Below are 24,601 nucleotides of genomic sequence, written 5' to 3' on the forward strand. Positions count from 1 at the left end.
CCATCACCCATTCGTATTTTATTTTTGTAATCTTATTGTATTCTCGGTCACATCATAAGTAAAATGAATGTTTTTCATTACTTGGATTAGAGATTCTCATGTATAATTTATTTACAAGAAAGGTGTGGGGCATATGAATTTTTTCCAGTTGGAAGTGTTTTTACATGTTGTTGAACACGGAAGTTTTACGAAAGCGGGAGACCGGATCGGACTGACTCAATCAGGTGTGAGCCATAACATTACAGCGCTTGAAGCGGAACTTGGTGTGACTTTATTAAAGCGTGACCGAAAAGGTGTAACACTCACGACTGCGGGAGAGCAGGTAATTCCACATATGCGGGCCATCGCTGCCAACCTCGCACATATCGAACAAAAAATTGCAGCTGTGAATGGAATGGAAATCGGGAAAATAACGATTGGCAGTTTTCCAAGCTTCACTGCCAGATTCATACCGCAGCTATTCTCTGCCTTTAAAGAAAAATACCCTAATATCGAATTGCTGATTCATGAAGGTGGATATGAGGAAATCTTAAAATGGATCGAAGAAGGAACAGTGGATATCGGCTTTGCAGCTAAACCAGTGAAGAACGTGGAATTCATCCATCTGCTAACAGATCCTTTATCAGCTGTCGTGTACGAAGGCCATCCACTTTCAGGGAAAACCGTAATTAACCTAGAGGACTTCGTTGATGAACCATTCATCATGCTGCGATCCGGCTGTGAAACACTAATAGAAGATAGATTCCTTGAAGCCAAGCTAAAACCAAACATTTCATACGACATTAAAGACAATCAAACGGTGCTCTCAATGGTAGCAGGAAAATTAGGCATCACGATAATGCCCGACCTTGCATTACCGGAAAAGCCCGAACAGATCAAAAGCCTGCCCTTGAATCCGGAACTTACCCGGGAGATTGGATTGGTCATGAAGTCGTCTAAAGACCTTTCACCCGTCGCAAAGGAATTTTCAAAAGTCGTTCAAGACCATTTCACTGGGTAATGAGCTGACTTTATGAAAAAAACAAGAATCCCCTTTGAAAAAGGGGATTCTTTTCGTGCAGTGATCATCCGAAGAATAGATCCAGCAGATTACTGCCTGCAGATGATTGCTTATTATAAAACTCCGAATAACCGCAATTCTTGCAATACACAACCGTAAATTGATTATTCTGGACATCGAACATTTTTGACAATCCTGTTCCTGTCATGGCTACGTCCTTCTTAGCAGCATCATTGCTTCCGCATTTCATGCAACCCTTTTCGTTCATGATCCTTCATCTCCCAATCTATATATAAATACCGGTCCAGCACCGTACTTAATTAAATATACGGATAAAGTAATGAATGGTTTCAGAACTTATAAAAAAGTGGAAATTAATTCCTATAATCTACTCTTTATCGCATCGCTTTCTTAAACAGTCAAACCTATTAATCGAGGACACTCGAGAAAAAACATTACATGACCTCTGCATCATCCAATCGTATTTCAGCAACCCTTCCACCTTGAACACACCAAAATTCTAAAGTAATATTCTGTTTATGGTCAATGTAGCCGATAATATCCGCTCCCTGTTCATAACTTTTATAATAATGATCTCCATACTTCGAAAGAACGTCCGCTTTCTTACTACCTAATTTAATACCTTTGCTTGTTTGTAGGGAGTTTTCAAATAGATCGTCGTCCGTACTTAAAATGATTAACCGCTTAATTTTCCCTTTATCCTCGTCTGTATTGATAGAGGCCGTTTTTAACCCGCCTTTCCAATAATAATAATCATATGCATTATTATTATCTTGATCGATGGGTTCTCCATATTCCCTAATAAATTCTGGACTCGATATGTTATCCAAAACCTTAAATCCCCCGATAGATTCATCGGACAAATCTGTTGATTTTGTCAATTTTTCAGAGAATGCCGAGTACACATAGAAACCTAATGCTGTTCCAATAATAATAAGTACAATTATTAACTTTCGTTTATCATGCATTTTTCCCATCTTTGAATCTACTCCATCTCTATCGGATTATTTCCGTGGGTCGACTATTCTGTAAATGGAGCTGCTAACTAGCGAACAGGTAGGAACTGATTCCCATTATGAATCCTCCGCCTATCCCGATCACTACGCCAACAATTGTCCATTGTGAAATGATCATGCCGGTTAGAAATAAAGAGAATCCTATAAGCCCTATTAACAGAACCTTATTTTTTTTCATTTTACACCCCTATGTCCTACTAAATATCCTCATATTATCTTATACGGATAAATTTGGATAAAGGTTTCACTTTATCCAGCAGCAACTGGCTCATGCATTCTATATTGCATAAGAAAAACCGAAATCAACTACTGATTTCGGTTTTTCCGGTAATTGACTGTTTAATTAGTGATATCTTTTTTCTGGAAGAAGAAGAAAGTTAGCGCTAAAAAGATAAGGTAATAGATGCCGAGTACACTCATTGAAAATCCAAGTGTAGCTCCATCGAACATTTCCATGGTTCCGGAAATATAGCCCCTTAAATCAAGGTGGGGGAATAGAACGAATTTTAACCACTCGTATTTGCCGATGAATGATTGAATGACCATATTTAATGTCGAGGAAGCAAATAGGATGAAAATGGATATACCTACTGCAAGTGCTTGGTTTTTAAATAATGTGCTTAGCATGAAAGCGATGGTCGTGATGACCAAGAATCCTGGTATCCAGTAAACGATCATGTCCACGAAATATTCGCCGACCACCACCGGACTGAATTCACCGAAAGATGCGGGATCCATGATTTTGTCTGAATACGAGCCATTGCCAAAGAATATGATTCCGATTAGATAACTGAATATAAGTAGGCTCGCAAGTAATAACGCTGCAAATAACAAGGAAGTAATATATTTGGAAAGTAGGATCTTCCAACGTTTATAAGGCCTGATCAACAGTTGTTTAATGGTGCCATCCGAAAATTCCGAGGAAACGAGCGAGCTGCAAACAATAACGACGAATAAAGTGACAAATGATGTTAATGATGTAGTCCATTCCGCCATATAGGTCCAATTCGTGTTCAAGTCAGGGTTTATATTATCAGCCAACAGTTGCTTGTTGAGATTGATTTCATCCATGATCGCGGCTTTTTCATCTTCACTGATTTCCTTAGCTTCCAAAGCCTTTTCCTGTTCTTGTATATCTGCCTTTAATTCTTGCTTCCAATCTTTACCCGATTCTTCGGGACTTAGTTTATAATCGATGACTGCAGCCCCTAATGCTGCCAATAAAAGAAAAGCGATGAATATATAAGTTGATACTTTTGAGAAGATTTTCATCCATTCATTTTTTACTAAGGACATCATACAGACTCCCTCATTTCCTGCTCAGTGATTTCAAAGAATTTATCTTCCAGTGATTTTCTAGTAATGCCAATTTCATAGACATCGAGTTGATTTTCAATAAAACTCCTATTAATTTTGGCCGTTTGTTCTCGAGTTGCCGATACGGAGATTGTCTTCGCATCATATTTCAGAATCGTAATATCCCCAAACTGTTCTTGAAGGATTTTATTAGCTAGCTTCCCATCACTGACAGTGAATGAAACTTCATTGATCGTTTCGGTTTTTTCATCTAAAATATGTTCTTTCGTATGTATCAGTTTTCCCTTTTCGATAACGGCAAAACTATCACACATCAATTGCATTTCCGATAGTAAATGTGATGAAATCAATATCCCGACGCCTTCACTCGCAAGTACTTTCAAATAATCACGAAACTCGCGAATCCCTTGTGGATCCAAGCCATTCGTCGGTTCATCAAAAATCAATAACGACGGTTTATGTAAAATGGCCTGTGCCACGCCAAGGCGCTGACGCATTCCTAATGAATAGGTTTTAACCTTCTTATCGATGGCATGATCCAGTTTGACAAGCTTGATGACCTCTTCTATTCTCTCATTGGATATGTCATTGGATGACATTCGGGCATAATGCAGGATATTCTTTCTGCCTGTCATGTACTTATAAAACTCCGGGTTTTCAACAATGGCCCCCAATTGGTTCATCGCGCCTTCAAAATCATTATCGAGGTCACTGCCATTGATCATGACAGTACCGCCCGTACGATTAATGAGACCTGTGATCATACGGATGATAGTGGTCTTACCAGCCCCATTCGGACCAAGCAAACCAAATATTTCATTACTTTTTATTTCAAAGCTAACATTGTCCACAATGGTTGCTTTTCCAATTTTTTTAGTTAAGGATTGAACCTTAAGAACCGATTCAGACATATAATACCTTCCTTTTTTCATTTTTTCCAAAATCACACAAATCCTACATTACCATATTATGCATATTATTACTATACTGATATTCTTCCATTTAGAAATATGCACAGCTGCAATCAATAGATTTGAATTTCATCGTTCTTTTACCCCATGATCATTTCCCGTCCGATCCTTATTGCGCAATAACATCAAACTCTCATTAAAACCTTCCGCCGGCGTCAACTTCCCGCTCCCATTTTCATAAACACTGCCATCACTTTTTTCCTCTAAACAGCAACAACTCCTATGTACCTTTTTCTTTTAATACGTTTTTGTTTGAATAAAGTTTCAGGGTTATTTTATCTAATCAGGAAAATTTACGGATAATCACAAGTTGAGCAATATATAAGTAAAGCCGATGGAAATGGCCAGCCCCAATGCAAAAAGAAGGATCTTTCTAACAATAGATGGTAAAAGCCTATATATCATCATTAAAATTACATCGATGAAATTCACTGGTATTCCGGAGCCGAACTCTTTGATCTCTTTCTTTTTGCCAAAAATGGCGAACCACATTACAAAAAGACCGCATAAAATAAAAATGATGGAAAAAATCTTATATCCCATTGTATGTCACCCGTTTCCTCATAGGTTAAACGATATTGTTATATTCTTATCTTAACTGGGGTTTCCTGATTCAAGTTTCAAAATGAATTCTTCAACCTCTTCCCCTCTTGCATGGGAATATCCTTTGTCTTCATCGAATCTTTCAAATCCGCATTTTTCCATCACCCTGATGGATGCGAGATTATCCTTGGCTGCACGAGCATAAAGAGGGCGGACTTTGATTTTCGGCAAGAAATTGAGCAGTGCTTCTGTAGCAATTCCTTTACCCCAATATTGCTTCCCGATCCAATAACTAACTTCAGGGTTACCGAACTGTTCAAACTTGAGAATGCTGCCCGCTGCACATCCGTTGTGGATTATGGTCATTTTTTGAATATCCCGGTTCGATAAGATATTCTTCCAGTGTGTCAAAAAAGCCACTTTGTCTGATGGATCCTTGGATGTGAAAGCAGCCATATAGTTTGCGGCAGGATCTAGTTGCTGCTCGAAAAAGAGAGGAAGATCACTCTCCTTGACCTCCCGCAGCCGGACTCCTTTGTCATTGGTTTGCAATTCCATAATGTCACCCTCCCCACCAATTCATTAAAAACCGGAAAAACCGAAGACTCTGCCATCTTCGGCGTGGTTTCATTCCTTTATCATACTATAATTTCGTTCGAACGCTTATTGCTCAATATGTTTTATTACGTCAGACAAGCTCTTATCCCCCATTGATCGGAGGCGTAAATGATGATTTTCAAAAACTAAAGCTTCCGTCACGGGGTTAGGAACGATTACACACTTTAATCCTGCAGTCAGGGCCGCTTGAAGCCCATTTAACGAATCTTCAAATGCTACGGCTTCTGTGGGCCGAATGCCCAGGACTTCAATTGCCTTTACATACAAATCAGGCGCAGGTTTTACTTTTTCAACATCATCCCCTGTGATAAGAACTTCAAAATAGTTTAACAGTCCAAGTTCCCCCAAATGATGAGTGACCCACTCTTTTGTCGAGCTTGAAGCGAGGGCGATTTTATATCCATTGTTTTTTGCTTCTTCTAAATAATCCTTTACACCTTCACGTGCCTGTGATGTTTTCATTTTGACTTCATGAAGGCTTTTTGCTCTGGATTCAATTTCTTCAATATTACAAATTTCCCCCAGCTGATCCTTGAAGTACTGATTAAGTTCAGTATTATCCGTTCCGATACATTTTACGAAATGTTCAAGAGGCAAATCAGATTTATAAAAAGCCATCGTTTCTTTATAAGCCTCATACCAAGCCGTTTCTGTGTCTAAAATTAAACCATCAAAGTCAAAAATAACTGCTTTAATCATAATGATTTCCCCCTTTAACCTTGAAATGGAATTTCTATTAACATAAACGTACATGAATGAATTCCCTTGTTCAACCAAACGGTTCCGTTCGTTCCACGGGAAGCTCGATAATTTTCCATATTTAGTTAATCACTAAGGATATGGTAACCCGATGTCCGCCTCATTTCTTTTTTATATGTTACATGTTTTAACAATTACTTAGTGCCTTCGCGGTGTTTTTCCTTAACTGCGCCTAAAAGAGTGATAGTTTAACGAATCGTTTATTGCAGGAAACAACGAGGAGGATAAACATGAAGAAAATTTTATTAACGATCCTAACGGCTTCTGTATTCATTCTAGGAGTTTGCATGCCAACAAAAGGCGAAGCCGCTGCTTTGGATCGCACACTTTCATTTGGAATGAGTAATAGTGATGTTAAAGACTTACAAGAATTATTACTGACAAAAGGGGTTTTTCCCTATCACGAAGCAACAGGTTACTACGGACCGATTACAAAAGAATCCGTAAAGAAATATCAGGAAAAATCAGGACTGAAAGTCGATGGAATAGCAGGAACACAAACGAATCAGAAAATACAGGTACTAAAAAGCGGGGATATGGGAAGACCTGTAGCTGAACTGCAAAGATTATTGAAGGCCTGGGACGTTTACACATCAACGATCGATGGCATTTATGGAACAGGTACAAAGCAAGCCGTCATCAACTTTCAAAAGCAAAAGGGATTATCCGCTGATGGAATAGCCGGTGCTCGGACCTTCAGTAAATTAAAAGAAAGAGCAAGTTTAGCAAGCTCTGCCGTTAAAGAAATAACGGTAACAAGTACAGCATATACAGCGAGCTGCGAGGGATGCTCAGGCACTACAAGAATGGGCGTTGACCTAAAAAAATATGATGATGCCAAACTGATAGCAGTCGATCCGAACGTTATTCCGCTAGGCTCCATCGTTGAAGTCGAAGGCTATGGACGAGCAATCGCTGCAGACACGGGCGGCGCCATCAAAGGAAACAGAATCGATGTATTCATCGCGAGTGAAGCGGATGCTTTAACGTGGGGAAGAAAGCAAGTGAACGTGAAGATAATTAAATGATGCGTGACATACACATCGTTTTCATATAAAAATAGATACATAACCAAACCGAGAGAGCATGTATTGAATTAATTCATGCTCTTTTGGTCTGTTCAAACCATTTTGTACATGATAATATCATCGACGTATTCACGTTCGCTCATCTTAAATTCCTTTATTTTACGGCCCTCTTCAACAAATCCCATCTTTTTATACAGTGATATTGCCCGCTGATTTGTTGAAAAAACTCCCAAGCTCACCTTTTCAATAAACGGATTTGCTTCTGCCCATTCCAATAACGCTTTTAAAAGCTCTTTTCCAATTCCTTTCCCTCTGTAATTTTTCCTGATCATCATTCCAAATGAGCCCTTGTGAGACATTCTCTTCCTATTTTCCGATTGAAATCCTATCCATCCAATGACTTCACCATTTATTTCGGCCACGATGATGGTTTCTCGTTCATTTTCCAATAACCTTCGTATCCAATCCCTTTGTTGTTCTGGTGTTTTATTGAACTCTTCCGATACCGCAATAAAATACTCTCCTTCGGAAATAACGGAATTCTGTACATCCAAAACCGATTCTGCATCTTCCAACTCACCGGTCCGAATGATGTAATTTTTCACTTCTGACATTCCAATCCCCCTTAATGAACCATGTTCGAATCGAAGTGAACAATAGGACGGCTTTCGATGATTCTTTGTTCGATATTTTTGACGGTTTTGAATAATTGACCATCCGCATTCTTCAAATCATACTTTTTATGAAAAAAATTATATAACGTAATATCCCTTAACTTTAAAAATAGAGGAATCGTTTCGTATTCTTCAGGTGCCAGGATATTTTCCGTCTCATAGCCTTTTATGAATTCCCTCATGAACTTGGCGGCATATTCATCGAGCCCTTTTACCCCTTCACGTTCCAAGCTCCATATCAGATAGTACAGAGGTATGGCCAAATCGCTGGCAAACCAGTGATAAGAACAGTCATCAAAGTCAAAAACATGAATCTTCCCCTCATGAAAATGGAAATTGCCGTTATGTATATCAGAATGGATCAATCCAAAATTATCTTGATGAACTGGAAGGGCATTTAATTTCTTCTTGATTAATTCTTGTTGGTGCATCAATTGCTCTGGAACATCGGATTGATAGAGTTCGGCATTCAATAGTTCCTCTTCATGCCAATCCAGCCTTTTATATTTTGTTTCAGGCTGATAATTTTTTGTTTGTTTATGCATTTGGCCAATCGTTCTTCCCCATTCAAAAAATAAAGGTTCATCGAAATTTTCATCGGTGACTTTCATCCTTACACCAGGAGCTTTTTCAAACAGGCAACAATAAAATTCCGTACCATCCGAACCCTTTACAATTTCAACCAAGTTATTTTCTTTCGAAGAGAGAACTTTAGGAATTTCACTACTATTATTCTGTAAATATTCAATCCACTTTAACTCAGCAAGCACTTGACCTTTTGTACGATGTGATTGATGTGTCATCCTTAAAATGTATGGACTTCCATCCCTGTAAACCTCAAATACATAGTTCTCTGCATCTCCAAGTTTAACCGGATCCCCAGCATTCACTTGAAAAAAATGCCCAGCCAATTTCACCAATTCCTCAGAAAAAATCCGCTCTACTGATGCTTCCATGATCTTCACTCCCATTAATGATATTGCTAACTTTATTAATAAAAACGATTTATACTATGCTTTATACGATACCAAAATGCCTTTTCCCTTTATTTGTATATCATTCTTTTTTTATAAATCTTTATGGTTACAAGGGTAAAGATATTTTTTATTAGTGGCTCCTTCTTCCTTCTCAAAAAAAAACGCCCTATAGGGGCGCGTCCAAAATCAAGTTTCCTTTTCTTCTTCATTCGCTATTTTATTGAACTTCAAGATCGTTTCTTCGATTACTGGATTATTGAATTCCTCTTGGATGGCTGATTGTACAAATTTATCTTCACCATTCATTTCATCCCAAGCATTAACTCTGTAATCTGGGTCATTATTATGCTCTGAACCTTGCCAAGTATTTGATTTGCCGTTTTGTTCCTCGTTATTTGACAATATCTTCACCTCTTAAACATAGTAGAGTTCGTGCCAATCATAAGCAGAAAAAATTAACTTTTTAAAAATCTTCCTTGATTGAAATGGGTGAACCCGTTGAGGTATGTTGATTAACCCAGTCAAGCGACACTTTTGAAACGGCATTCCACTCAGGTATTTGGGCTTTATGTTGTTCCACCCAGCTCATGCAATATTGCGGGTCTATATTGCTTTCTTGCGATTTCGCCAAGAATGACTGAATTGTGGTTTCGGTACAGTTTTCCCATGATCCACATGTATCCTGCCAAATATGCTCCATTTTCATTTGTATATTTTCGTTAGCCATTGGGTTTCCTCCTTAAATGAATGTTACTTTTTGATATCTTAATTAAGTATGTCCAAGGCTAAATAAATCATTACAAAAATTTTCAAATAGGTCTTTTTAGCGAAAGAATGAATTTACAGTTGTAAAAATGATTCATAAACTGATTCCGATGAACAAAATCCGCCAGCTCCAATAACTGCTTATGAAAGGAAAATTATTGCCTTCTTCCATCTCTTATACAGCCAATTGTATTGAAACAAACCAAAATTCAGAAAAACGACTCCCGTTAATCGTTTACTCGTGAGTTTTAACGATTTACTCGTGAATCTGCGATTTACTCGTGAGTTTAGCCTGTTTACTCGTGAGTTTCAGCGATTTACTCGTGAATTTAGCCGATTTACTCGTGAAACTGCGTTTACTCGTGAGTTTTAGCAATTTACTCGCGAATTTTAACGATTTACTCGTGAGTTTTAACGATTTACTCGTGAGTTTTAACGATTTACTCGTGAAACTGCGTTTACTCGTGAGTTTTAGCAATTTACTCGTGAATTTTAACGATTTACTCGTAAATTTCGCTGATTTACTCGTGAGTTTCAGCGATTTACTCGTGAATTTCGCCTGTTTACTCGTGAATCGGCGTTTACTCGCGAATTTTTATTGTTCTATTCTGATTAACAAATGTTCTTAACCCAATACACATAGTGGACAATGTGTCTTACATTCACTTCATTACTACTTTTGTTCTCCAACATAAAAAAAGCTGATTACTCAGCTCTTTTCCATCGCTATTTTATAATCTAATTTCTCTTCATAGAAACGGTGGGCATCGTTTCGCCGGACTCCAGATTCCAATGCCACATATGCGGCTCCGTTTTCTCCCAGTTATGTATATAATTCAATAACTTCTCTCCATATCCAAATGAACGGTGGGCTGAATCTGTTACAAGGTCATAAATAAACACGTGACGTTTATTATAAAAGTTCACTCTCCAGCTTAAACCAGCCAATGATACAACCTGGTTATCTTTATATAAAGCAAACAAACAGTATCCATCTTTCCTCATTTCTTCAAGTAACTCCAGATATGTTTTTTGAGTTAAGTCAGTACGAAGCTGATTCATGATTGGAAAGGCTTCTAACCATTGTTCTTTATTGGTTAATTCTTGTATTGTTTCTATCGAATTCACATTAACACCCCTGAAAGTTTTATTAGAATGTATTTCAACTTCCAACACCGTAATTCCTTCCTTACTGTATTGCTTCGATATTGTTGTAATCGCTTGCAGAGATAATCGATGGGAATCGTGATGTTTAACCGTACTTTTTAACGGCTAAATATGACTAGATCAATAGTTTAACAAGCATGCGGTTCCTCATATGAAACAAGGCAACTCAGTCATCAACACAACATCGATCAACCCATATAGAGGACATGCAACTTTGATGGATTATACAGCGACAAAAGGGGCAATCGTCGGATTCACACGCAGCCTTGCACAGAATGTGGCTAAAAAAGGAATCCGGGTCAATATGGTGGCACCAGGCCCGATTTGGACTCCGCTCATCCCGGCGACGTTCGACGAACAATCCGTTGCCGAGTTCGGTACCGAGGCACCACTTGGCCGCCCTGGGCAGCCGGCAGATCATGCAGGCGCATATGTGCTGCTGGCATCTGATGAAGGTGCTTATATAACGGGACAGTGCATACACATCAATGGCGGGATTACTATGTCCTCATAAACCCAAAACGACCGAAAAGCATGGTGCTTTTCGGTCGTTTTATTCCATTGCTAATTCGAAATTTAATTTCCTATGCCGGGCGAATTCATTAAAACTATTCTCCAACCATCCGGATCTTCAATGGTAACACCGGATTTTTCCCAATATGGATTTTCCGGAGAAACCGGTTCATACCCCATACCTTTCAATCTATTCGTGATATCCTCAATGGTTTTACGTTCAGGAATATAAAAGACAAGCAGATTATCTTGTGATGGGGCAGGACAAGGACTGCCATCTTTATGCTGAGTAAACTCCAGATGATAGCTGGAATCAGGAAGCCCAATCATGATGCCGTCATATCCCTCATGCCCTTCAAAAGAACCGATTTTTTTCAAGCCTAATCCTTCACAATAGAAGTTTACAACCTTTTTTAGTTGATCAGTAGGACGTGCAACCCGGATTTGTGCTACTTTCATTTCATTTGGCCATTTACTTTCCATTGTCCCATCCCTCTCTGAAAATCGAATTATACTATTAGCCTTTATAGCTAACCTGCCCAGTTTCAATTAATTCCTTCAGACCCATAAACATTAAGTTCCAGCCATGTTCAGATCCATCGTGATACTCCCCAAGAGCTTTTTCGATATCGGATTCTATCCAATTTTCTTCATGAGGAACGATGATGTTTTGATAAAATGTCATTTCACAGCCTTGTTGAAGTTCTTTCAGCTCAACTGTAATTGTATCTTCTGATTCACTGAACTGCGGCATTTTAAAAGTGAACACTAATTTATTGGGAGAGTCCATTTCAAGGTACTCCCCTATCGCCCGATAATCTTTTCCATCGCGATGATCAATAATTTCCCAAGTACCTCCCACTTGAGGATCATTTTTTGCCACCTTATTTGTCCCTTCCAATGTAAAAAACCATTGTCTCATCATCTCAGGGTTCAGCCATGCATCAAAAACCCTTTCTGGCACTACATCAAAATTTCTTGTCATCTTTAAAGTGGTTGTTGAGTATTTTTCCATTTACATGCTCCTTACGTCAATTTTATGGGTTTACCTTTTTACATACTTTTCAATTCCTCTTTTGAGACAGCACGCCAACCGTGTGCTTCCAGTTTTTCTATATAAGTTTCCATCTTGATTTCCTCAATTTCCAACGCTAGCGGGTGAAGCGAAACAAAACATTCATTCGAAGCATAATTGATCGAAACCTTTACAACTTCATATCCATTATGAAATCCTGAATCGAATCCTGGATCATCGATTATATCCCCTTTAACAGGACGAATATCAGATTCAAATGTTCTCATCATTGATATACCCTTTTCTTGTTCTTTTACTGATGTAATGAAGATCATTAAATTTATTTTCAATGCAGTCTCCTTTTCTCTAATCTGCGCCGCCACCCTTGTTCCAATTGGGGATTAAGCATCTGTTGGTTCTTTAAGACCTAGGTGGTCACAATTTCCTTTTTCATATTTTGAAAGGAATAAATATCATTTACTACTTTAAATAGTTCCCCGTTTTTGGAGAAAATTGCACTTCCATTCGGTATTGCATATACTTTTCGTTCATTTGATAGGGGGATTAATTCTCCATCTATATTATCCTCGTAATGGACCTCAACGCTAAACCCAACTAACCCCAAGCCCTTGATCACTACCGTTTCTGGATAGTCTTTATCTTTTGTTATTATGCAATCATTACAGAAAGCTAATGAACCCGCACTATATCCAATGATTAAACCTTGTAAGTCTTTGATAATTGGAGCAAGTCCTTTTTCCTCTACTACATGAATTAACCTTTCTGGCTTTCCACCAATAAAGTACAAAATACATGTTCTTTTATAGACCTTTTCATTTCTTTGTCCGAAAGGTCTTCGTTTAATAATTCAACGCTTACATTATCCATTATTGAAAAAGCTTGTTTGATACTTGCCATCCAACTTTCATACCTGGAATTGTCAGTAGCAAAAGGGATTATTAAAATCTTAGCATCGGGTTTAATCATTTTTGAAAGTTCCAGAAACACTTCACCTAATTCATTATTATTGTGATTTCCGCCACCGATAAAACAAATTTCCATATATGTCCCCCATTTATTCACCTGCTATTCTTAAAATATTCTATGTAAAAAGGACAATACCTTTATATGTCACCGCTCTTCAGCTAATCTCCCCCGATAGTGACATAAAAAAAGACGGTTTTACCGTCTAATAGATTGCACTAGTTTTATTAGTAAAAACAAAACTAATATTGCGAAAAGAGAAGATAGAATTTATCCTGGAATATTTATAGTAATTAACAAATTCACACTGCCCGATTAATACTATTTACCAAGTTTTAGGTGTTAAACTAATGATGGGGTTAGTACGAATAAAATATGATTAGGTTCATCACTCTTGTTCAAAAATCGGTGTTTAACATTTGGTGGAATACGTACGACATCTCCTTCATCTAAAAAATATTCGGTTCCTTCCAGTTCAACATATGCTTGACCTTTCATAACCACAGCAATCTCTTCTTTATTGTCATGTGAGTAATGACTCTCAGTAGTAGTAGAATGTGCATTCAAATCCATCATTAAGAGTTCAATATGTGCTTTCATAAAATCTGGTGTTAATACATCATATACAATATGATCACTATTTTCTCGATATACTTTCTTTCGATCTTGCTTTCTGGAAATGAGGGAATCTGTATCAATTTCATTAACAAACAGAGTAAATAGTGGCACGTTTAGTGCTTTTGCAATTAACTCTAGTACACTTAACGACGGATTCCCTTGTCCTCTTTCAATTTGGCTAATAAGTGATGTGCTAATTCCCGCATAATCAGCAAACTCACGAATTGTCATACCATTCTTCTTACGATAGTTTAATACTGTTTGTCCTAAGCGATGATTTTTCATGGCATATGCCCCTTTTAAAATAATGTATGTTTGATGTCTTTTGTGCTGACATTCTAAACATGGAGAAATAATTCTTTTTCCAATAACATAAATATTTTATACTTACATTTGTACATTATAATATATTATTTTTATTATAGTAAACAAACGTCAAGGGGGAACAGTATTGAAGTCACCACTTATTTCTTACACGATCTTATTTTTGGGCGTATTTGCATTGTCTACTTCAGCAATCTTTGTGAAATTAGCAGATGCACCTGCGACAATTACAGCATTTTATCGGATGCTTTTTACAGCAGTAATGCTTTTGCCATTTTTATTAGTAAATAAAAAGAACCGTAAAGAAATACGTTCGTTGTCAAAAAAACAATGGGGACTTGGATTACTCTCAGGTTTATTTCTGGCAGCACATTATTTATTTTGGTTTGAATCATTAAATTACACATCAGTAGCAAGTTCGACTGTCATCGTCACATTACAACCACTTTTTTCGATGGTTGGCGGTTACTTTCTATTCAAAGAGCACTTCAGTAAAGGCGCTATAATGGGCTGTCTCGTAGCGATTGCAGGAAGTATTGTCATTGGATGGCAAGATTTTCAAATTAGTGGCCAGGCATTATTTGGCGATATACTTGCTTTTATTGCAGCAGGTGTTATAACGGCCTACTTCTTCATTGGCCAGCATGTTCGTAAAAGATTATCTCTTATCCCTTATTCAATCATCGGTTATACCAGTAGCGCACTATTTTTAAGTATTTTTGTTTTCAGCCAGCAAACTTCTTTCGTCAATTATTCCAAACAAACATGGTTGTCCTTTATTGGATTAGCGTTTATTGCAACGATATTAGGGCAAACGGTTTTTAATTGGTTGTTGAAATGGCTAAGTACCTCAGTTATTTCAATGAGCATATTAGGAGAGACGATCGGAACTTGTATACTCGCATATTTCATTTTGGATGAGGTCATTTCTTTACAACAAGGTATAGGAATCGCACTCATCTTAATTGGTCTAGCATTATTTTTACTACAGCAAAGAAATAATAAATAAATAATTGGAGTACAAGTGATTTAATTTAAGGACAGTTATTAGAAGCTTGTTCAACTAAAGGAGGCATTAATTGAATCACTCCTACACTTTATCACTTAGACTTATTAACTAAATAAAAGTTGTGTTTTTGCATTTAAAAAATCTCTAAAAGATTAGATTAGAGATTTTTTCGTTTTTTTATAGAACTGACTTTTAAATCAGTTGTCTTAGAAATAAGGTAAAAATCATGCTCTAAGCTCATGTTTTCCTCCTTAAAATAAGTTCCTCGTTAGATCTAATATTAGTATTCCTTATGGAACTATCCTGCCCATTTAGTTCATTAAGAAATTTAACAACACCACTAACATAGCCTTCAAAAAAATTGCCCCTACTCAATACGAGTAAGGGCTATTGATTATGCAGCAAACAATTTAGTGAAAGTTGCCTTAACTGCTTTCTTATCTGCAGATACTCCTCGTGCCTTTTCACATGAACTTGGCTGTTTTTTGTTTGTTTAACTTCGATATTAATCTTGTTTGACTAATTGTATGTTTTTATTTTTCAATTGACGATTTTCAATTGCTGCCCTAACAACACGTTCCCAAGAATCTGCATAAATTTCTTGGTTGAAATTTCTTTCAACCTTTTTTAAAGCAGCTTTCCCCATCTTTATGGTTGCATTCGGATGATTGAACAATGAAATCATCGCGTCTGCTAGCATATCTATATTATTTTTTTGAACTACAACTCCATTTTCTCCATCGTCAATTAATTCATTAGGGCCATATCTTATATCATATCTCACTACAGCTGTAGCATTAGACATGCTCTCTAATACAGAAAGAGAAAACCCTTCCGTTTTGGAAGCAATGAATATACAGTTTTCTTTAAAGGTGTTGTTCAATGATCTGGCCCGAGTGCTGGCAAACATTTCATAAATAAGTTATTATTTATTACAAAACTCGTGTTATTTTGCACATCCAACTTTAAAACCCAGCTACCTTCACATCAGAAGATTAGCTGGGTCTCTTAATTATTTACATCTAATTATTTTTAGGACTATTCGGATCCGCCTAGTAAAAAAGCGACTGCTCATTGTTCAGCAATCGCGCCCTTTAATGTAATAATACATTATATTAATGTAAGGGGTGGCACCAATTTTCCTACACGTTCAAAGTATGGATAAAAGGTGTTAGGATTAATGCCCAGATGACTGTAAAGATGGCAGTCAGAATGTAGGATATACTGGAGATTGTTCCCGCTTTTTCCCCGATTTTAAACGCTTTTGCAGTCCCAAGTGCCTGTGCACCCAAACCATACATCATGCCGATAGACAATGGATGCTTAATGGAAAAGTGCTTCATTATAGCTGGTCCTATGAAGACACCTACAAAGCATGTCAACATACTAAAAAGAACAGTTATGGCAGGAGTCCCTCCAATGGATTCAGACAAACTGACAGCAATTGGAATGGTGACAATTCGAGGAATGATACTGAGCATATAATCCTTTCCCATTGCAAGCAGGTAAGTACATAAAATGCCAGAAACAACAGCAATCAAGGAACCGGCTGCAAGACTACATACAATCACGCGCCAATTTTTCGCCAGAAACGACCAGTTTCGATACAATGGAATGGCTAATGCAACGGTTACAACGTCTAACAATTTATTTAGTGGAAAAGTGCCATTTGCATATTCTTTGTATGGTATATCCATTATCAAAAGGAGAACAATGAGCATAACAGGAGTGAGAATGATTGGTGAAAATAACAATCCTGGTTTTTTCCGATTAATCTTTTTCGCCAAAAAATAAAAAAGGACAGTAATAATTACATAAAAGATCTTGGTAACCATTTCCTTGCTTCACCGTCTTTTCTTTCTAAAATCCTATCGGAGATGACACCTGTTGCTATCATCATAAGTGCTGTGCCACTAACAACAATGAATAAAATACTTAGGCCTTTGATGCCAAATATCCATGAATATTCCATAAATCCAACGACTGCCGGTATGAAAAATAACATCATCTCGGAAATAATAAGCGTAGCCCCCGCTTGCACCCAATTTAATTTAATCAAGCGTAAATGAAGACCGAAGAGTAATAAAATCATCCCGATAATACTTCCTGGAATAGGTACATGAAGAAGAGAGACAATATAGTCACCGATCCAGGTAAATGCAATAATAACCCCAATTTGCAATAAAATTGTTAAGCCCTTTTTCAAGAGCAACACCTCCGAAATAGAACAATATGTAATATAGATCATTCTACTTGGAGATTCACGATTCGCAAAATATATAAAAGACATCAAAACTATTCCATGAAGTTATAGTTAGGTTTCTCCTTCCTGAAGATAAGTAATGAACTCCCGAACTGCATAGGAAAGATACTTATTCTTTTTATAAATCAATGCCAATTCCCAATCAACCTGAGGTGAAGTAATAGAAACAATAGAAACCTGATCCTTAAATCGGTTTGCTACCGACTTAGGAACAACAGATATCCCAAATTGTGCCGCTACCATCTCTCCAACGATATCCCATAAGGAACTTTTGTAGACTACATTAGGTTCAAATCCCGATTGCAAACAGGCCTTCATAACCACATCATGCAGAACATAGTCTTCGGTAAAAAGAATAAAGGCTTCCTCCTTTAATTCGGATAAAAGTACTGATTTTCTTTCCGACAGCCAATGATCCCTGTCAACAATGACAACTAGTTCTTCTTTGAATAAGGGGATGGATCCAAACACTTCAGAGTCAACTGATGATACGGTAATACCCACATCCACTTCCCCTTGTACTACTTTTCGTTCTAATTGTTTCCCGCTAAATTCGACCATTTGCATTTCAATTTGCGGATAACCCTTTCTAAAATCAGCCAACACGTTCGGAAATAACATTACACCCAAAGTCGGCATTAATCCCATTTTAATGGTTCCCTTTTTTACATGAACGACTTCGTTTACAGAAGAATGGATATCTTCCATCATCTGCAAAATTTTCAATGCTTGATCATAAACAATCTTGCCCGCATCTGTCAGCTCCACTTTTCTCTCCGAACGATCTAGCAACGTCACTTGAAGCTCCACTTCCAGGCTTTTTATCATCTTACTAATGGAAGGCTGAGATACATGCAGGCTCTCAGATGCCTTCGTAAAATTCTTTTGTTTGGCTACTTCTACAAAATATTTAAGATGTTGAATATCCATTTTAAAACTCCCCGGTACTATAATTATAATTCCTTCCCGTCATACTTAATGGTTCCATATTTTCATTTCGAACAACCTTCTAATTATTCATTATATTTTATTGTGTTCGATTCTACATAATTGGGAAGATGATTTTTGGACATCCTTTAACAAATTCATTTATTCTTAAAAGTGGTAAATCTCGATATACAATGAAAATTGTATACCTCATTGTTTTTAAAAACCTTCATATTTTTATTGGTGCTCTTTTTATTCTTATTACATAAATGTTCAATTTCCTTTTAAAGAGTTATTCCACAAAATGGCCCAATTGTTGAACAAAGGTCAAACAGCACTCTTCAACTATCCTGCCCCGTTTGTTCAATAAGAAAAGCGATCCTTATTAAAGAATCGCGCCCTTTTATGGAATAATCATTGTAAAAATCCACTTAAAGTTTAGCTGGGACACTTTATTGACAAAAGTCATAGATTTATTTATTTTTATTTTCTAATTCCTCAACTCTCCTTTCCATGTTCTTTATTTTTTTGATTGAGTGAAGGGCGAGCCCTAAAGCTATTCCACCTAAAGTGAATGCTGGAAAAACAAAAAAAGTAAACCATTCCATCTTTTAACACCTCCCTAAAACTACTAAACAATCTGGCCCAATTGTTGAATAAAGGTCAAACAGCACTCTTCAACTATCCTGCCCCAATAGTTGCATAAAGAAAAAGCTGCCTTTTAAAGACAGCTCCGATCCTAAGCTAAAGCACCCTTTAGTTCATTAAGGAAATTACTTAATTAATCGAGATTGTTTTCATTCAGTTATGAAATATTTCAGAACAATTTAGTCAGTTCGGAGATATTCAATAGCATGATAAAAAAAGCGACTATGCACAATACAACTGCAGGCACAGCTTTGCTAAATGGGTCTTTCACCCTTATATGTGCTGCGGCTGCACCTATCATAATAATTCCAATCCAGATACCACTTAATGATGCAACACCCGGATACCAAATACCTATAATCAATCCGATTACACCAACTATTTGCGCTAACCCTGTTACTACCCGGAACTCTTTTTTAAATTTAAGATGCTCAAAAGATTCGACTTGCATTTTAGTCCCTAAAATCTTTCCGAAACCAGTCATTAAAAACACAAAACTTAATAATAATTGAAGTACAATTGATAATGTAATAATTACCACTCCTTATTGTTATGTGAATAATAGCAATTAATCGAGACCGTTCTTTAACAGGATATTCGGTAAATATTTACACAATCCCTTTTTCAAAAGTTTGATCAAAAATGTGCTTCCTGAGTCAGAAGAAAAATCAAAATCATTGTTTAACAGATAGGTGCCGGTAGCCAACCATATTCATTCAATGCAACTCCTGTAGGTAATGTAACTGTTTCCCATAATCCCAACCAACTTTTATCTTTTTCAATCCATAGAAAAGCCAATCTGTCTTCAACCTTGTAATCAAATTGCAAACCAAGTCCCTCATAAAATTCAATTGAACGATTTATATTACTTACTGGTAAATGTGCTTCGTATAAACCTTTTATCATGATATAGCTCCTTTTATTCTTTCTTTTTCTTAATCAACTAATCTGCCCCGATAGTTGCATAAAGAAAGAGCTGCCTTAAAGACAGCTCCGATCTTCAGCTAACGCACCCGTTACTTTAAGTACAATACTTCACAAAGTAATGAATAATACTCATCAAAAAATACTGTAACCATTCCTCTCTCACAGTTGAAGGTTTTATGGCCTTCTTTATAACTACCTCAACAAATTGTTGTTTTCGTTAAACGGATCATATGATTCCTTTTATGTAAGTCACCAACTATTTTCCACAAGTTACCCTTCATTTTTCTTCCACTTACTGGAATTACGGAGACTAGAAAGGAATTTCATCATACAATAAATTAGAAAGTCAATGAGAGGATTTTAGGTGAAAAGAGGTGTCTGAAATTTGAAACTTTTCCTTAATATTGACAAAGCATTTAAAGAAACAAGAGTTACCATCGAAGGTCCTGAGTTGGATGAAAATATACAGGAACTAATTGACTGCATCTATGGAAGGGAGCAACAATTCCTGATTGGAAAAAAGGGAGAAATGCAACATATTCTCAAACCGGATGACATCCACTATTTTCATACCGAAAACGATCATATTATCGCCGTAACAGAAAAAGATTCTTTTATTTTAAAAGAGAAATTATATGAGCTCGAGTCCATGCTCCCTTCTAAAAAATTTATCCGTCTGTCTAAATCGGTTATCGCCAATTTGAATCAATTGAGCCGTTTTGAAGCATTATTCAATGGTACACTCTGCGTTTACTTCAAATCAGGAAAGAAAGAATATGTGTCTCGTACCTATGTCCCTGCGATTAAAGAAGCTCTAAAATTGAACAGGAGGAAAGTAGAATGAAAACATTTATAATCCGCAGTTTTATCGGTATTTTCTTCGGATGCTTTATTGCGGTTTTAGTCACCAATTTATATATCCTTTTCGGTGGCTTCGAAATGATAGATGGACCATTATTTTTGAAAAACTCCATCGGCTCCGCTCTTTGTGGCTGGTTTTTTACAGTCAGTCCCTTATACTTTGAAAACAGGAATTTGAAACTATCCCAGCAGACGATTCTCCATTTTTTAACCATCATAATCCTATACCTCATCTTGGCACTCACGATTGGCTGGATTCCATTTAATATTACCAACATTTTGTTAACACTCTTAATTTCCATTGTCGTCTATACGATCTTTTGGGTTGCATTTTATCTTTACTTCAAAAATCAAGCACGGAAATTAAATGATGATTTAAAGAAACTATGAGAATTGATGTTTATGAGGTACTGGGCTTTGGGCTAGCAAGGATATCCCAATTTAAAATAAAAAAATCTTCCGCCTTGGAAGATTTTTTGTTTGATTTTCCATACAGAAATATTGTGGTTATTAAAGTAAACTGCCCCTTTAGTTCATTAAGGGGTAGAGTCAGGAAAATGCGGATTTACAACGTTAAGGAAGTTTCAATATTAAAAAACCTAATTTCTCAGCATTAAATGAGAAATTAGGTTTTTTCATTAATAGAAAAAGACTTATAAGTATTTATCACTAATCACTTTCATATGGTGTAACTCGTGCCCGACAATGCCATATGCAAAAGTACCTATCGAAACTGGGCTGTTCATTACAGTTCCATAACGATCCCACGCTGCATCATCAATGGTTGAAATAAGACTTAACGTGTTGGAGCGTACCATGTCTAAACCAGCTAGTAGCTGCTCCCAGGATAATTTGTTGAAGTTTGCCGCAGAAACGTATTGATCCTGATCCATTGCTGGGAGTGGTGCACTTTCATTTCGTGCAATGGCAAGCATTCGATACGACATCACACGTTCCACGTCGGCCAAATGCCCAATCACTTCTTTTAAAGTCCATTTCCCTGGTGCGTACGCCTTCCTTGCTGACTCCTCTGATATGCTGCTCAAGAAGGTAATGGTCTTAGTTCGTTGCTTACTAAGTATTTCTTCAATATCTCCATCTGGCACAAGACTAACATACCTATCATACTCTGGATTTTCAATAGATAATGGGCGTGGACGCACAAGAATCCTCCTCATCGGAATAGTTAATTATGGTTCTAGGCTAATATTCGACTGTCAAGAAGATATTTCCTTTATTTGATATTTAATTTCATTACCGCAAAATAATTGCAAATTAAACAACTTTATTATCTCTGTACAACTGATTTATGCAGTTAACATAATACAGATAATAATGGATTAATTCACTTTTTATTCCACTAATCTGCCCCGTTAGTTGCATAAAGAAAAAGCTGCCTTATAGACAGCTCCGATCATCAGCTAAAGCACCTGTTAGTTTAACAAGGTTTAAATTATCCCTGACGTAATATCTTTCTTTTGAAACATTCTCGGTTGATGTTTTTCAAAACCTTTTATCAGCCACCGATAATGGCAGCTGATAAATTTTAATATTTAGATATCATATTGACTTTTAAATTCAAAAATCTCATCAACCGCATTGTGATATCCACCCGATTTTTGAAAGGATTCCCTTATACTTGAAACAGCTTTATGGAAAGATGGGTCGTTTAACACATGATCTGCGGCCTCACGCAGTTGATTTGCATTCAAGCTTTGCATTTGTAATTTAATACCTGCTCCGATATTGGCAACTTGTTGAGCAATAATTGGCTGATCCGCGCTTTGTGGGATTACAATTAGCGGAACCCCGTAGTAGAGTCCCTCATTGGTACTATTCATACCACCATGTGTGATAAATAATTTAGTGTATTTTAGCACTTCCGTTTGTGGAACATATTTTTTCACAATGAAGTTTTGGGGGATCTCTCCTAAATCAATTAGTGGGGTTTGTTGACCGATCGACATTACAACCGTGTGATTGATATTTCCAAATGCTTCAAAACAAAGCTTATAAAAATCAACAGCACGGTTAAAAACTGTCCCGAGTGAAATGTAAATGGGACTTTTTCCTTTGATAGCAGCAAGGTCAAAGTTATCCTGTTTTAATCGTGAAGAGATGGATGGACCTACAAATTTGTATGTTTTGTCGAATGCTTCTCCAAAAGGTTGAAACTCCCTAGTTATATAAACGATTGTAAGTGGTGCAGGATTACAAAAAACTTCGTAAGGAGAATGGATCTCCACATCATATTTCCCCTTCACCATTCCCTTCAGGCTTTGAAATTCATCGTATATACGTTTAACTATTTCTGTAGGGATTTCTTTAGAAAGCTGTTCCAACATTTTATCGAATGATGCTTTTGTCTGCGCAAAAGAAGTACAAGAATTGATTGCAGGAAGCTTAAGGATTTTGGCAAGTAAATGTCCACAACCAAACATAGAATCGTGGATGATGTAATCAAAATGCCCTCCTTTGATCTGTTCAAGAACGCTAGGTATGACGATATCTACCGTACGTAAAAGACCGTTGATTCTTTCGAGTAAATAATTTCTTCCACCTGAGATAAAAGCTTTTATAAATTTTTCACCGTCAAATGTTCGTACAGTAGCTCCCGTCTTCTCAATACGCTCTCGAAAAGCTTCTATCGTAAAGTACACTACCTCTTCTCCACACGAAATAAGCTCTTGCACAACTCCAAGAGTTGGATTGATATGTCCTTCTGATCCACCATTAATAAATAAAACACGTGACATTTTATCACTCCTTAGGTAATTCTGTAAGAGTATGGTCACTGTCCCATACCCTTCCCAACTCAAATAATTTAAATTTATCATAGTACAATACTTGAAAACCTCAAACTCCTAATCACCCTTGTAATCTAAAATTAATATCGTTTAGGTACCATTCTTCTTCAAATAAAGGGCCAGATTGTTCTTTTTCTTTTTTACTTATGTACAGATGATAGTCTTTTTAGGTATGAATTGCTTGAGCAGATGAAATGATTAAATCTTTCAAAACTTAAAATCTTCGCTTCAAAAACTACAAATTCAACCTTAGCCTAATCAAAAAAAAAGACCGAAATTAAACGGTCTTTGTTTGTAAGGTATTGTTTTGAAGATGGTGCACGCACCGTTTCTGCTTCTTTACAATCGCTTATTTTTCTTCCTCTGTGGTGTGTTTTTATTTATTTGGTTATCTCAATCCTGTGCACCTAGTCCAAGCCTTTTGAGCAGATTCGCTAACTGTATTTTTTCCTCATTACTTATAAAAGACAAATTTTTAGATATGACTTCAACGTGTTGGGGAAAGATTTCTTTAAATAAACTTTGTCCTTTGTCAGTTAGAACTACGTTTGAAGCTCGGCGGTCTGTTGGACTTGGCTCCCTTTTAACGAATTCTTTTTTTTCAAGTTTATCCACAACGTAAGTGATGCTCCCACTTGGAATAGACAATTTTTCACTAATTTTTTGAATGGAGTGGGGTCCCTTATTATAAAGAAGTTCCAGAATCATAAAATTCTCTGAACTAATCCCGTGTCTTTCAATATCTTTAACGACATGACCAAAAATAGTTTTACTTGCCTTAAGCCAGATACGGAAAAGACGTAAATCAATCTGGCTTTGTTGATCTCCTTGATACATTCACCGAACCTC

The 24,601-nt window shown here is 36.9% G+C and carries 33 protein-coding genes and 2 pseudogenes; 6 read left to right on the forward strand and 29 right to left on the reverse strand.

From position 1 onward, the window contains the following. The first annotated feature begins 133 nt into the window (after positions 1 to 133). Positions 134 to 1,000: a LysR family transcriptional regulator gene (locus tag AC3ISB_RS23400; protein ID WP_480340646.1), complete on the forward strand. Its 867-nt coding sequence runs from the start codon at positions 134 to 136 to the stop codon at positions 998 to 1,000. Positions 1,001 to 1,064: 64 nt separating this feature from the next. Here the strand turns inward: AC3ISB_RS23400 and AC3ISB_RS23405 are convergent, their stop codons facing one another. The 8 genes from AC3ISB_RS23405 to AC3ISB_RS23440 all read right to left on the reverse strand — a co-directional run bounded on the left by AC3ISB_RS23405 (position 1,065) and on the right by AC3ISB_RS23440 (position 6,185). Next, entirely contained in the window at positions 1,065 to 1,268 is a 204-nt protein-coding gene (locus tag AC3ISB_RS23405) for a zinc ribbon domain-containing protein (RefSeq protein ID WP_098373407.1), read from the reverse strand. Between the two features lie 187 nt (positions 1,269 to 1,455). Further along, positions 1,456 to 1,998: a hypothetical protein gene (locus AC3ISB_RS23410; protein ID WP_489274580.1), complete on the reverse strand. Its 543-nt coding sequence runs from the start codon at positions 1,996 to 1,998 to the stop codon at positions 1,456 to 1,458. A 64-nt stretch (positions 1,999 to 2,062) separates the two neighbouring features. Continuing rightward, entirely contained in the window at positions 2,063 to 2,215 is a 153-nt protein-coding gene (locus AC3ISB_RS23415; protein ID WP_430100196.1) for a hypothetical protein, read from the reverse strand. Between the two features lie 161 nt (positions 2,216 to 2,376). Further along, the gene (locus tag AC3ISB_RS23420; protein ID WP_098373408.1) at positions 2,377 to 3,336 is read right to left on the reverse strand and encodes an ABC transporter permease; all 960 of its coding nucleotides are present in this window, start codon (positions 3,334 to 3,336) and stop codon (positions 2,377 to 2,379) included. Then, complete coding sequence (locus tag AC3ISB_RS23425; RefSeq protein ID WP_489274583.1) at positions 3,333 to 4,265, reverse strand: ABC transporter ATP-binding protein; 933 nt, start codon at positions 4,263 to 4,265, stop codon at positions 3,333 to 3,335. Before AC3ISB_RS23425 ends, AC3ISB_RS23420 begins: the two co-directional genes overlap by 4 nt. Before the next feature lie 363 nt (positions 4,266 to 4,628). Then, entirely contained in the window at positions 4,629 to 4,868 is a 240-nt protein-coding gene (locus tag AC3ISB_RS23430) for a hypothetical protein (RefSeq protein WP_489274585.1), read from the reverse strand. A gap of 51 nt (positions 4,869 to 4,919) precedes the next feature. Next, positions 4,920 to 5,426 (reverse strand): GNAT family N-acetyltransferase, encoded by a 507-nt coding sequence (locus tag AC3ISB_RS23435; RefSeq protein ID WP_489274586.1) that lies wholly within the window; start codon positions 5,424 to 5,426, stop codon positions 4,920 to 4,922. Positions 5,427 to 5,531: 105 nt separating this feature from the next. Beyond that, a complete protein-coding gene (locus AC3ISB_RS23440; RefSeq protein ID WP_489274588.1) occupies positions 5,532 to 6,185 on the reverse strand; it encodes an HAD family hydrolase in 654 nt (217 codons plus the stop codon). Between the two features lie 290 nt (positions 6,186 to 6,475). Between AC3ISB_RS23440 and AC3ISB_RS23445 the strand changes: the two genes are divergently transcribed. Continuing rightward, positions 6,476 to 7,273, forward strand: a complete 798-nt coding sequence (locus AC3ISB_RS23445) for a peptidoglycan-binding protein (RefSeq protein ID WP_480340528.1) — start codon at positions 6,476 to 6,478, stop codon at positions 7,271 to 7,273. Between the two features lie 92 nt (positions 7,274 to 7,365). Here AC3ISB_RS23445 and AC3ISB_RS23450 read toward each other — a convergent pair whose 3' ends face one another. The 5 genes from AC3ISB_RS23450 to AC3ISB_RS23470 form a co-directional block, all read right to left on the reverse strand. Then, positions 7,366 to 7,887 (reverse strand): GNAT family N-acetyltransferase, encoded by a 522-nt coding sequence (locus tag AC3ISB_RS23450; protein ID WP_489274591.1) that lies wholly within the window; start codon positions 7,885 to 7,887, stop codon positions 7,366 to 7,368. 11 nt (positions 7,888 to 7,898) lie between these two features. Next, positions 7,899 to 8,903 carry a phosphotransferase enzyme family protein gene (locus AC3ISB_RS23455; RefSeq protein WP_181762356.1) on the reverse strand — a complete coding sequence of 335 codons (1,005 nt, stop codon included), beginning with the start codon at positions 8,901 to 8,903 and terminating at the stop codon, positions 7,899 to 7,901. A gap of 207 nt (positions 8,904 to 9,110) precedes the next feature. Beyond that, positions 9,111 to 9,326: a hypothetical protein gene (locus AC3ISB_RS23460; RefSeq protein ID WP_098373416.1), complete on the reverse strand. Its 216-nt coding sequence runs from the start codon at positions 9,324 to 9,326 to the stop codon at positions 9,111 to 9,113. 61 nt (positions 9,327 to 9,387) lie between these two features. Beyond that, entirely contained in the window at positions 9,388 to 9,651 is a 264-nt protein-coding gene (locus tag AC3ISB_RS23465) for a hypothetical protein (RefSeq protein ID WP_098373417.1), read from the reverse strand. Between the two features lie 776 nt (positions 9,652 to 10,427). Next, complete coding sequence (locus tag AC3ISB_RS23470) at positions 10,428 to 10,817, reverse strand: GNAT family N-acetyltransferase (protein WP_489274593.1); 390 nt, start codon at positions 10,815 to 10,817, stop codon at positions 10,428 to 10,430. Between the two features lie 172 nt (positions 10,818 to 10,989). Here AC3ISB_RS23470 and AC3ISB_RS23475 point away from each other — a divergent pair. Further along, positions 10,990 to 11,370 (forward strand): annotated as a pseudogene (locus AC3ISB_RS23475) (SDR family oxidoreductase); the annotation flags it as partial. Positions 11,371 to 11,432: 62 nt separating this feature from the next. On the opposite strand, the gene AC3ISB_RS23480 reads toward AC3ISB_RS23475, so the two are convergent. The 6 genes from AC3ISB_RS23480 to AC3ISB_RS23505 all read right to left on the reverse strand — a co-directional run bounded on the left by AC3ISB_RS23480 (position 11,433) and on the right by AC3ISB_RS23505 (position 14,271). Further along, the gene (locus tag AC3ISB_RS23480) at positions 11,433 to 11,852 is read right to left on the reverse strand and encodes a VOC family protein (RefSeq protein WP_098373419.1); all 420 of its coding nucleotides are present in this window, start codon (positions 11,850 to 11,852) and stop codon (positions 11,433 to 11,435) included. 34 nt (positions 11,853 to 11,886) lie between these two features. Continuing rightward, positions 11,887 to 12,384, reverse strand: coding sequence for an SRPBCC family protein (locus tag AC3ISB_RS23485; protein ID WP_141993648.1), 498 nt, complete (start codon positions 12,382 to 12,384; stop codon positions 11,887 to 11,889). Between the two features lie 38 nt (positions 12,385 to 12,422). Beyond that, positions 12,423 to 12,734 (reverse strand): hypothetical protein, encoded by a 312-nt coding sequence (locus AC3ISB_RS23490; RefSeq protein ID WP_141993649.1) that lies wholly within the window; start codon positions 12,732 to 12,734, stop codon positions 12,423 to 12,425. A 77-nt stretch (positions 12,735 to 12,811) separates the two neighbouring features. Next, positions 12,812 to 13,192, reverse strand: coding sequence for a Type 1 glutamine amidotransferase-like domain-containing protein (locus AC3ISB_RS23495; protein ID WP_489274596.1), 381 nt, complete (start codon positions 13,190 to 13,192; stop codon positions 12,812 to 12,814). Continuing rightward, positions 13,159 to 13,446, reverse strand: coding sequence for a type 1 glutamine amidotransferase family protein (locus AC3ISB_RS23500; protein WP_489274598.1), 288 nt, complete (start codon positions 13,444 to 13,446; stop codon positions 13,159 to 13,161). The genes AC3ISB_RS23495 and AC3ISB_RS23500 overlap by 34 nt, the downstream gene beginning before the upstream one ends. A 264-nt stretch (positions 13,447 to 13,710) precedes the next feature. Next, entirely contained in the window at positions 13,711 to 14,271 is a 561-nt protein-coding gene (locus AC3ISB_RS23505) for a helix-turn-helix domain-containing protein (protein ID WP_063235852.1), read from the reverse strand. A 166-nt stretch (positions 14,272 to 14,437) separates the two neighbouring features. On the opposite strand from AC3ISB_RS23505, the gene AC3ISB_RS23510 reads away from it, so the two are divergent. Beyond that, positions 14,438 to 15,319 (forward strand): DMT family transporter, encoded by an 882-nt coding sequence (locus tag AC3ISB_RS23510; RefSeq protein WP_489274600.1) that lies wholly within the window; start codon positions 14,438 to 14,440, stop codon positions 15,317 to 15,319. A gap of 505 nt (positions 15,320 to 15,824) precedes the next feature. On the opposite strand, the gene AC3ISB_RS23515 is transcribed toward AC3ISB_RS23510, so the two are convergent. The 7 genes and pseudogenes from AC3ISB_RS23515 to AC3ISB_RS23545 all read right to left on the reverse strand — a co-directional run. After that, positions 15,825 to 16,202, reverse strand: coding sequence for a glycosyltransferase (locus AC3ISB_RS23515; RefSeq protein WP_489274602.1), 378 nt, complete (start codon positions 16,200 to 16,202; stop codon positions 15,825 to 15,827). A gap of 259 nt (positions 16,203 to 16,461) precedes the next feature. Beyond that, positions 16,462 to 17,154, reverse strand: a complete 693-nt coding sequence (locus AC3ISB_RS23520; RefSeq protein ID WP_489274604.1) for an LrgB family protein — start codon at positions 17,152 to 17,154, stop codon at positions 16,462 to 16,464. Then, positions 17,130 to 17,525, reverse strand: a complete 396-nt coding sequence (locus AC3ISB_RS23525; RefSeq protein ID WP_098373771.1) for a CidA/LrgA family protein — start codon at positions 17,523 to 17,525, stop codon at positions 17,130 to 17,132. Before AC3ISB_RS23525 ends, AC3ISB_RS23520 begins: the two co-directional genes overlap by 25 nt. Positions 17,526 to 17,633: 108 nt before the next feature. After that, entirely contained in the window at positions 17,634 to 18,512 is an 879-nt protein-coding gene (locus AC3ISB_RS23530; RefSeq protein WP_489274606.1) for a LysR family transcriptional regulator, read from the reverse strand. 470 nt (positions 18,513 to 18,982) lie between these two features. Next, a complete protein-coding gene (locus tag AC3ISB_RS23535) occupies positions 18,983 to 19,117 on the reverse strand; it encodes a hypothetical protein (RefSeq protein WP_269083778.1) in 135 nt (44 codons plus the stop codon). Between the two features lie 209 nt (positions 19,118 to 19,326). Beyond that, the gene (locus AC3ISB_RS23540; RefSeq protein WP_289321072.1) at positions 19,327 to 19,698 is read right to left on the reverse strand and encodes a DoxX family protein; all 372 of its coding nucleotides are present in this window, start codon (positions 19,696 to 19,698) and stop codon (positions 19,327 to 19,329) included. A gap of 206 nt (positions 19,699 to 19,904) precedes the next feature. Then, a pseudogene (locus tag AC3ISB_RS23545) lies at positions 19,905 to 20,063 on the reverse strand (VOC family protein); the annotation flags it as partial. Positions 20,064 to 20,469: 406 nt separating this feature from the next. Between AC3ISB_RS23545 and AC3ISB_RS23550 the strand changes: the two are divergent. Together AC3ISB_RS23550 and AC3ISB_RS23555 are read left to right on the forward strand one after the other, a co-directional pair. Further along, positions 20,470 to 20,928: a LytTR family DNA-binding domain-containing protein gene (locus tag AC3ISB_RS23550; RefSeq protein ID WP_098372107.1), complete on the forward strand. Its 459-nt coding sequence runs from the start codon at positions 20,470 to 20,472 to the stop codon at positions 20,926 to 20,928. Further along, entirely contained in the window at positions 20,925 to 21,335 is a 411-nt protein-coding gene (locus tag AC3ISB_RS23555; RefSeq protein WP_098372108.1) for a DUF3021 domain-containing protein, read from the forward strand. The genes AC3ISB_RS23550 and AC3ISB_RS23555 overlap by 4 nt, the downstream gene beginning before the upstream one ends. A 263-nt stretch (positions 21,336 to 21,598) precedes the next feature. On the opposite strand, the gene AC3ISB_RS23560 is transcribed toward AC3ISB_RS23555, so the two are convergent. The 3 genes from AC3ISB_RS23560 to AC3ISB_RS23570 all read right to left on the reverse strand — a co-directional run bounded on the left by AC3ISB_RS23560 (position 21,599) and on the right by AC3ISB_RS23570 (position 24,589). Beyond that, complete coding sequence (locus AC3ISB_RS23560) at positions 21,599 to 22,108, reverse strand: DinB family protein (protein WP_230178584.1); 510 nt, start codon at positions 22,106 to 22,108, stop codon at positions 21,599 to 21,601. 390 nt (positions 22,109 to 22,498) lie between these two features. Next, complete coding sequence (locus AC3ISB_RS23565; protein WP_489274610.1) at positions 22,499 to 23,701, reverse strand: macrolide family glycosyltransferase; 1,203 nt, start codon at positions 23,699 to 23,701, stop codon at positions 22,499 to 22,501. A 444-nt stretch (positions 23,702 to 24,145) separates the two neighbouring features. Continuing rightward, a complete protein-coding gene (locus tag AC3ISB_RS23570; RefSeq protein WP_489274611.1) occupies positions 24,146 to 24,589 on the reverse strand; it encodes a MarR family winged helix-turn-helix transcriptional regulator in 444 nt (147 codons plus the stop codon). Between the last annotated feature and the right edge of the window lie 12 nt (positions 24,590 to 24,601).

It is taken from the genome of Peribacillus sp. GL_122, from assembly GCF_057835005.1.

Bases quoted from the DNA above. Each gene is read 5' to 3' on its own strand.
- AC3ISB_RS23400 (WP_480340646.1), top strand. From the start codon at position 134: ATGAATTTTTTCCAGTTGGAAGTGTTTTTACATGTTGTTGAACACGGA.
- AC3ISB_RS23405 (WP_098373407.1), bottom strand. From the start codon at position 1,268: ATGAACGAAAAGGGTTGCATGAAATGCGGAAGCAATGATGCTGCTAAG.
- AC3ISB_RS23410 (WP_489274580.1), bottom strand. From the start codon at position 1,998: ATGGGAAAAATGCATGATAAACGAAAGTTAATAATTGTACTTATTATT.
- AC3ISB_RS23415 (WP_430100196.1), bottom strand. From the start codon at position 2,215: ATGAAAAAAAATAAGGTTCTGTTAATAGGGCTTATAGGATTCTCTTTA.
- AC3ISB_RS23420 (WP_098373408.1), bottom strand. From the start codon at position 3,336: ATGATGTCCTTAGTAAAAAATGAATGGATGAAAATCTTCTCAAAAGTA.
- AC3ISB_RS23425 (WP_489274583.1), bottom strand. From the start codon at position 4,265: ATGTCTGAATCGGTTCTTAAGGTTCAATCCTTAACTAAAAAAATTGGA.
- AC3ISB_RS23430 (WP_489274585.1), bottom strand. From the start codon at position 4,868: ATGGGATATAAGATTTTTTCCATCATTTTTATTTTATGCGGTCTTTTT.
- AC3ISB_RS23435 (WP_489274586.1), bottom strand. From the start codon at position 5,426: ATGGAATTGCAAACCAATGACAAAGGAGTCCGGCTGCGGGAGGTCAAG.
- AC3ISB_RS23440 (WP_489274588.1), bottom strand. From the start codon at position 6,185: ATGATTAAAGCAGTTATTTTTGACTTTGATGGTTTAATTTTAGACACA.
- AC3ISB_RS23445 (WP_480340528.1), top strand. From the start codon at position 6,476: ATGAAGAAAATTTTATTAACGATCCTAACGGCTTCTGTATTCATTCTA.
- AC3ISB_RS23450 (WP_489274591.1), bottom strand. From the start codon at position 7,887: ATGTCAGAAGTGAAAAATTACATCATTCGGACCGGTGAGTTGGAAGAT.
- AC3ISB_RS23455 (WP_181762356.1), bottom strand. From the start codon at position 8,903: ATGGAAGCATCAGTAGAGCGGATTTTTTCTGAGGAATTGGTGAAATTG.
- AC3ISB_RS23465 (WP_098373417.1), bottom strand. From the start codon at position 9,651: ATGGCTAACGAAAATATACAAATGAAAATGGAGCATATTTGGCAGGAT.
- AC3ISB_RS23480 (WP_098373419.1), bottom strand. From the start codon at position 11,852: ATGGAAAGTAAATGGCCAAATGAAATGAAAGTAGCACAAATCCGGGTT.
- AC3ISB_RS23485 (WP_141993648.1), bottom strand. From the start codon at position 12,384: ATGGAAAAATACTCAACAACCACTTTAAAGATGACAAGAAATTTTGAT.
- AC3ISB_RS23500 (WP_489274598.1), bottom strand. From the start codon at position 13,446: ATGGAAATTTGTTTTATCGGTGGCGGAAATCACAATAATAATGAATTA.
- AC3ISB_RS23505 (WP_063235852.1), bottom strand. From the start codon at position 14,271: ATGAAAAATCATCGCTTAGGACAAACAGTATTAAACTATCGTAAGAAG.
- AC3ISB_RS23520 (WP_489274604.1), bottom strand. From the start codon at position 17,154: ATGGTTACCAAGATCTTTTATGTAATTATTACTGTCCTTTTTTATTTT.
- AC3ISB_RS23530 (WP_489274606.1), bottom strand. From the start codon at position 18,512: ATGGATATTCAACATCTTAAATATTTTGTAGAAGTAGCCAAACAAAAG.
- AC3ISB_RS23535 (WP_269083778.1), bottom strand. From the start codon at position 19,117: ATGGAATGGTTTACTTTTTTTGTTTTTCCAGCATTCACTTTAGGTGGA.
- AC3ISB_RS23555 (WP_098372108.1), top strand. From the start codon at position 20,925: ATGAAAACATTTATAATCCGCAGTTTTATCGGTATTTTCTTCGGATGC.
- AC3ISB_RS23565 (WP_489274610.1), bottom strand. From the start codon at position 23,701: ATGTCACGTGTTTTATTTATTAATGGTGGATCAGAAGGACATATCAAT.
- AC3ISB_RS23570 (WP_489274611.1), bottom strand. From the start codon at position 24,589: ATGTATCAAGGAGATCAACAAAGCCAGATTGATTTACGTCTTTTCCGT.